4 protein-coding genes are annotated in these 7,311 nt (G+C 70.3%); 1 reads left to right on the top strand and 3 read right to left on the bottom strand.

Annotated elements, in window-relative coordinates; genetic code table 11:
* The 3 genes from murJ to I0Q12_RS26470 all read right to left on the bottom strand — a co-directional run.
* A partial coding sequence (gene murJ, locus I0Q12_RS26480) for a murein biosynthesis integral membrane protein MurJ (RefSeq protein WP_231611497.1) occupies positions 1-2,809 on the bottom strand: 2,809 nt, incomplete at its 3' end.
* Entirely contained in the window at positions 2,806-5,157 is a 2,352-nt protein-coding gene (locus I0Q12_RS26475) for a DUF6049 family protein (protein ID WP_197256270.1), read from the bottom strand. The genes murJ and I0Q12_RS26475, both read right to left, overlap by 4 nt.
* Positions 5,154-5,768 (bottom strand): NUDIX hydrolase, encoded by a 615-nt coding sequence (locus tag I0Q12_RS26470; protein WP_197256268.1) that lies wholly within the window; start codon positions 5,766-5,768, stop codon positions 5,154-5,156. Before I0Q12_RS26470 ends, I0Q12_RS26475 begins: the two co-directional genes overlap by 4 nt.
* A 75-nt stretch (positions 5,769-5,843) precedes the next feature.
* Here I0Q12_RS26470 and I0Q12_RS26465 point away from each other — a divergent pair, with 75 nt between their 5' ends.
* On the top strand, positions 5,844-7,298 hold the full coding sequence (locus I0Q12_RS26465; protein ID WP_197256266.1) for a CCA tRNA nucleotidyltransferase: 1,455 nt from the start codon (positions 5,844-5,846) through the stop codon (positions 7,296-7,298).
* The last annotated feature ends 13 nt before the right edge of the window (positions 7,299-7,311 follow it).

Raw genomic sequence — 7,311 nt, 5'->3', positions numbered from 1 at the left:
CCGCGGCCGCGGCGAGTGCGCGCACGGCACGGGCGGCGCCGATCGGGGACGGCTCGGTCCCGGACATCTCCCGCAGCGACCGGCCCGGCGTCCACTCGGAGACGACGATGCCGCCCGAGCTGCCGCGGACCACGTCGAGGACGCGGGCCAGACCCGGCGAGCTGATCCGGCCGAGACGCAGCGTGCGGGACAGGATGGCCTGCGGTCCGTCGGGGCCCGTGACGTTCGCGGACTGCTGCTCGGCGTCGACGAACGTCAGCGCCACCTCGCGATCGAGCTTGACATCCTGGGCCTGCCAGAACCGCAGCCCACGGGCACCGCCGTGCGGGGCGAGCAGTCGATAGCGGCCACCGGCGACCGAGGCACCCGGAATGAGCTCTGGTCCACGCATCGGCGCCCGCGGTGCCGAACCGGAGACCCGCAGCGGGGGAAGCTGCGGCGACCCGATCGGGATGACCCCGGTGTCGTAGTTGGGGTCGCGTTTCGGACGGGCGGCGCTCTTCGGCGCGGGGGGCTGGACCCGGTCGGTCGACGGGTTCGGCTTCGCGACACCCTCCGCCGGCGCGGCCTGCGCGTTCTTCGCCGCGACGGACTCGTCCGCCGGTGCAGCGTTCGCCTCCGGGGGGACGGCAGCATCGATCGTGGACTTGCCGGCAGCGTGGTCGTCGCTCACCCTGACTCCTTCTTCTTCGACTCGTCCACCTGGCGCGCGGAAACGGGCACCGCTCGGGCCCGGGAACCGCTGCAACCCGTACCGCGAGGGCCGAACCTGCTGGTGACCAGGGTACGGGAGGTGCTGCTGAGCATCGAGTTCCCCAGGTCGGTCCCGGATGACAGGGATGACTTCTGTGATCGCGTCGTACGGGGAACCGCCGTACGAGAGGTAATCGAGGCGCGGCAGTACGACGGTCTTCTCGGCATCGCTCTCCGGGTAGCGGCGGCGGGGCGCGGCCGGGGGATTCGTCGGCAGCGCCCGGGTCGGGTCCGCCTCGGGGATCTCGGGGACCTCGGGGGCGCCGCGACCGCGCAGCGCCTCGACCTTGCGCCGGACCGCGGCGACGATCGCGAGCACCTCGGGCACCTTGAGCACCCACATCACCGTCAGCGCGACGAGGATCATCAGCACCCCGGTGATTCCCACCCGGACGATCGATCCGATGCCGCCGAAACGCTCGCTCAACGCGTCGAGCTGCAGCAACCGGTCCGCGAGCAGGATCGCCGCAGCGGCCGCGGCGGACGCGATCACCACGTTCCAGACGGTGCGGCCGACGTTCGACATCTGCAGATTGCCGAGCGTCCGATGCAGCAGGAAGCCGCCGATGCACGCGCCGGCCGTGAACGCGATGCCGGTGGCGACACCGAGCAGCAGCACCACGTGCTCGTTGTCGCTCGCCAGGGCCGGTGCGAGAGCCGACAGGACGACCTTGACGGCCGTGATCCCCAGGATGATCCACGTCGGCGTCCACGCCTGCTGGCGCGCGTAGAACACCCGCAGGTGGATCAGGACCAGCGAATACGGGATCAGCGTGAACGCCGACCAGCTCACCGCCTGCCCGAGCAGGTCGGCGTTCCCGGAGCCGAAGCTGCCGTACCCGTACAGGGCGGTGCCGATCTGAGGTCCGGCGATCGTGAAGAACGTGACGATCGGGATCAGCGCGATCATCGTCAGACGCGTCGCGACGGACAGGTCGTCGACGACGGCCGGGGTGTTGTCGTCGGCGGCGTTGCGGCTGAGCCGCGGCATGATCGCGGTCAGCAGCGTCACGCCGAGCACGCCGTACGGCAGCTGCAGCAGGGCCCACGCGTTGTTGTAGATCGCCGGACCGGCCTCGTCGGCACCGGAGGAGATGTGGGTGGCGAAGACCGTTCCCGCCTGGCTGATCAGCACGTACAGCACGATCGCGGCGGCCATGCCGCCGAACTGCCGCAGCCGGTCGTCCAGGCCCCACAACGGCTTCAGGCTGATCTTCTCGCGCCGCAGCGCCGGCACCAGCGACAGTGCCTGGGTGACGACACCGAGCGTGACACCGATGCCGAGCAGAAGCAGCTTCGGATCGCTCATCCGCACCGGATCGAGCGTGATCTCGCCGGGCAGCACGAAGTACAGGACCAGCACCACGAGCACGACGAGGTTGTTGAGCACCGGCGCCCAGGCGCCCGGTTTGAACACCTGCCGCGTGTTCAGGATCGCCGTGAGCAGCGCGGACAGGCCGTAGAACAGGATGGCCGGCAACAGCAGATAGGTCAGTGCCGTCGTCAGCGTGGTCGAGACCTCGCCGTCCGCGTCGAGGAAGAACCGGGTCACCAGGAACGAGGCCGAGGCGGTCGCGAACAACGCGGCGACGGCCAGGACCGTCAGCGACATCGTGAACAGACGACGGACGAAGGCCGCACCGCCGTCCGGGTCCTCCCGTTCCGCGCGGACCAGCACCGGCACGACGATCGAGGTGAGCACGGCGCCCAGCACCAGCTCCGAGATCATGTTCGGGATCTGGTTCGCGACCGTGAACGAACTCGCGACACCCGCACCGAGCAGAGTCAGCAGCAGGACCTGCTTGAAGAACCCGGTGATGCGGCTCATCAGTGTCGCGATCGCGATGGAACCGGATGCGGCGAGCAGGCCGGAGGTCTTCCGTGACTCGGAAACGGCGGACTCGGAGGCGGCGCCGGAATCCTCGGCCTCGGCCGACACGGACCCTGCCGGCACGGCCTCGGTCGACACAGCTCGGGTCGACACGGCCTCTGCCTCGGCCGACGCGCCGCCGGGCATGGGCGCCGCGCGACCGTCGCGGGTCGGGTTCCCGGTCATCGCTTCTCGTACCCTTCGTCGGCTGGATCCGGTTCACCGCGGAACCGGTGCAGGAGTCGCCGCCCTGCAAGGAACAGCAGGAGCGCCCCCGCACAGCCGGTGACGATGGCGAGGATCTGGCCGTACGCATTGGAACGTACCGTCACACTCGTCGGCGTGCCGAGAGACAAACCGGACTCGGTGGTGAGCGCGAACTCCACACCGAGCTTCCGCGAGTCGCTGATCTGCGTGGGCACCGTGAGAGTGCGGCTCCCGCGCGGCGGCAGCTGGGTCGGCCCGATGTCGGTGATCTCCATCTCCGGGGGCGCGTCCACGTGCAACCGCACGGTGATGCCCACGGGCAGATCGTTGCGCGCGACCAAGACTAGGGGACTCTGCTCCGAGGTCAGCGTGTAGACACCGCCGGGTGAGAGGACCGTCACGCCCGCGAACATCCCGTCCACGGCGTCGCTGACGGCCCTCGACCGCGTGTAGGCGGCGTGTTCGGCCGCTCCCGGATCAGGTCCCCGGCGACCGGCCAGGCTCATCGACCGCAGCAGGTCCTCGCGCAGCGGAGCCATGAACATCTGCGGGGTGAGCTGGGCCTGCGGGTCCTCGACCAGCGCGAGTTGCAGCGCGTCGAGTCGCCCGGCCTGTTCGGCAGCGTGCCCCACCACCACGTTCGATGCACCGTCGACGATCGCCTGCTCCGGGTACGACAGCAGCACGGTATCCGGGGCGTTCACGGTCGCCGCCGCGGCCCCGACGACCTGCTCGAACGGACGCGGCACCGCGAGCCCCGCCCGGATGAGGGTCTCGAGCAGCGACAGCATGTCGGTGGCCTCGTCCTCGGTCGGGGTCCACGTCTGCGGCGGCGCGAACAGCACGGAACGGTTCGCCGTGCCGTCCTCCCACCCGTTCGCGTCCGATCCGTTCAGCGCCGGCCACGCCAGCGCGCCCAGCGCGTCCTGCAGGCGAGCGGTCCCCGAATCCTCCCCGAGTTCGTAGCGCGCGGACTCGGGCACGAAGGACGGCGTCGACGGGCGGTCCCCGACGGCGGCGAGCGCCGCGGCGGCCGAGCTGTCGAAGAGTGCGGCGGTGAGTCCGTCCACGCCCGAGACGCGCGTGACGGGCGGTGCGGCCGAGGAGGTGTCGATCCCGCTGTCGGCGAGGAGGGTGGTCACCGGGCCGTCCTGGGCCAGCAGCAGCCCGGCCTTCTCGGTGAGGACACCGGAATCCGGCCACACGACGCCCCGCATCGACGTGACGCCGAGGATGGTGTCGACGATGTCGGCGGGCGCGGTGAGCCCCGCCGCGGCGAGCGTGTCACCCGCGGGCGACGCCGCGGCGACATCGGCCAGCGCGACCGGATCGACCTGGGCGAACGGCACCGCGACGGTGCACGTCGACGATGCGAGGGCGCGCAGCCGGCCCAGCCAGTCGATCGCCGCCTCGGTGCCTGCGCCGTCGCTCGCGTCACCCAGCGGATCGGCCGGGTCGTCGACGACGAGGTAGCCCCGTGTCATGTTCGTCACGGTCACCAGCAGGTCCGGGTCGATCGCCAGGCACAGGGCCCCACGGAGCCGGCCCTGGTCGGCGCCTGCGACCGATTCCGCGGCTCTCAGCAGACCGTCGAGGCGGCCGCCGGACGCGAGGGACGTGGCCAGTTCGTCGTCGACCAACCGCACCGGGTCGGTGACGGATCCCGCCACCCCCGCCGCGAGCCGCGGCTCGTCGGCCAGCGGCCACAGCATCGTCACGACGGCGGGATCGCCCTGCGTCGGAGACACCGGCGGAAGGTCCTCGCCGTCCTCGGGCACCGCGAGGACCGGGAGCAGGAACCGGGCGTCGTCGAGCCGCGCCTCCCCGCCGTACTCGGGGGTGCCGTTGACGTTCACCAACAGCGGATACACGCCGGGCGTGTCGATGCCGAGCGACGGTTCGGCCGCCGAGCGCAGCGGCATCTCCAGGCTGAAGTGTTCTTCCTCGCCCTGTTCGAGCAGGTCGTCGACCGCTTCGAATTCGCCGACCGTGTCGTAGCCGCTCTGGTCGAGGGTGAGGGAGGTGCGCAGTTCGGTCGTATCGGCGACCATCGGTGCGCGCTGCAACCGCACGGCGATGTCCGAGACGTCCCGGTCGCCGATGTTGCGCACGGTCCCGGACACCTTCACCACCGGTTCGCTGCCGTCGGTCACGACGGACGGGGTGACTTCGTCGATGAGCAGTTCCAGGAATCGGGAGGACTCGGTATCGGCGCGCGCGGTCGCTCCGCCGAGCGTCCCGAGGATCACGGTGCCGCCGATCGTCGCGAACACGAGTGCGAGCACGACAAGCACCGCAGCACCGGCCCGGTGCATCATCAGGGTCATCCGAGACGGGCCTCCGGTCCGCCGGTGCCGAACCGCCATGCGGAGGTCATCTCGGCGATCAGTTGATCCGCGACGTCGGCGAGTTTGCGTTCGTCGGCATAGGCGAGCCGCGACCGCAGCTCGGTCAGGGGCACCCACGCGACCTCGGTGACCTCGATGTCCGCGTCGGACAGTTCGCCACCGAGGTAGCGGAGCAGATAGTGATGCACGGTCTTGTGCACGCGGCGGCCTTCGGTGACGAACCAGTAGTCGATACTGCCGAGCTCGGCGAGGACCTTGCCGCGGATGCCCGTCTCCTCGTGGACCTCGCGCATGGCCGTTTCCTCGGCGGTCTCACCCTTCTCGATGTGCCCCTTCGGCAGCGACCACAGCAGCCGGCCGCGCCGGTCGGTCCGGCCGATCAGCGCAGCGCACAGCTGCTCGGGGGGTCCACCGAGCCCGTCGACGACCAGTCCCCCGGCCGACGTCTCGCGCACCGTCCTCAACTGGGGTTTGGCGGGATTCGCCGTGGATTTGACGGGGTTCGCCCCCGAGCGGACGGCTGATCCGCCGCTGCCGCCACGCCGCCGCGAGCTGCGGCGGTTCCGGTTGGCACGTTCGGCGGGCGACACCTTGTCGATAGTAGTTGGCGTGAGGTGGCTGCCGGCCGAACCACGCGTTTGCCCGCCTCGGTAAGGTTCGAAGACGTGAACTCTCCCTCCGCAGATGCCGATCGGCGCACCCGGTTGCTGGCCGGCGCCGATGTCACGCTGCGTGCCCTGTCCGACGTGCTGGCGCCGCTCGGTGAGCGTTTCGCCGCCGCCGGCCACGAGCTGTACCTGGTGGGTGGCAGCGTCCGCGACGCCCTGCTCGGCCGTCTCGGTACCGACCTCGACTTCACCACCGATGCGCATCCCACCCGGGTCCAGGAACTGCTCCACGGATTCGTCGATCACCAGTGGGACACCGGCATCGATTTCGGGACGGTCAGCGCCGTCAAGGGTGTCGAGCAGATCGAGATCACCACGTTCCGGACCGACGCGTACGACCGCGTCTCCCGGCATCCCATCGTCGAGTACGGCACGCGACTCGAGGACGACCTCGTCCGCCGGGACTTCACCGTCAACGCGATGGCGGTGCGCATCGGACCCGACGGCGTCGGGGAATTCGTCGACCCCCTCGGCGGAATGGAGTCGCTGCTCGCCGGGGTCCTGGACACGCCGGCGTTGCCGCAGGACTCGTTCCACGACGATCCGCTGAGGATGCTGCGCGCGGCCCGGTTCGTCTCGCAACTCGGCTTCACCCTCACCGAACGGGTGCACACGGCGATCGAGCAGATGGCCGACGAGATCCTGCGTATCAGCCCCGAGCGGGTGCAGGCCGAACTCGACAAGCTGATTCTCGGCGACTACCCGGTCGACGGCATCGAGTGCATGGTGGAGACCGGACTCGCGGACCGGGTGCTTCCGGAGATCCCCGCGATGAAACTCGAGATCGACGAGCACCACCAGCACAAGGACGTCTACTGGCATTCGCTGACGGTGCTGCGGCAGGCCATCGACCTCGAGGACGGCGACCCGGACCCGGTGCTGCGCTGGGCGGCGCTGCTCCACGACATCGGCAAGCCCGGCACCAAGCGCAACGAGCCGGGAGGCGGGGTCAGCTTCCACCACCACGAGGTGGTCGGCGCGAAGCTCGTGCGCAAGCGCATGAAGGCCCTGAAGTATTCGAAGCAGATGGTCGAGGACGTCGGGCAGCTCGTCTACCTGCACCTGCGGTTCCACGGCTACGGCAAGGGGCAGTGGACGGACTCGGCGGTGCGCCGGTACGTGCACGACGCCGGGCATCTGCTGCCGCGGCTGCACAAGCTGGTGCGCGCGGACTGCACGACACGCAACAAGCGTCGCGCGGCCGCGTTGCAGGCGACCTACGACGACCTCGAGAAGCGGATCGTCGCGCTGGCGGAGAAGGAGGACATGGCCAGAGTCCGTCCCGACCTCGACGGGAACGCGATCATGGAGATCCTCGGGATTCCGTCCGGTCCGCAGGTCGGCAAGGCCTGGAACTACCTCAAGGAACTGCGCCTGGACCGCGGTCCGCTCGGGCCCGACGAGGCGGAGGCCGAGTTGCGGCGGTGGTGGGCGGAGCAGACCGCCGGCTGAGCCGGGCGGTCGC

The organism is Rhodococcus sp. CX (assembly GCF_015865005.1).
Classification (GTDB): Bacteria; Actinomycetota; Actinomycetes; order Mycobacteriales; family Mycobacteriaceae; genus Rhodococcus.
Note: the sequence above shows the minus strand (reverse complement) of the source record. Positions and strands in the feature narration are given on the sequence as shown.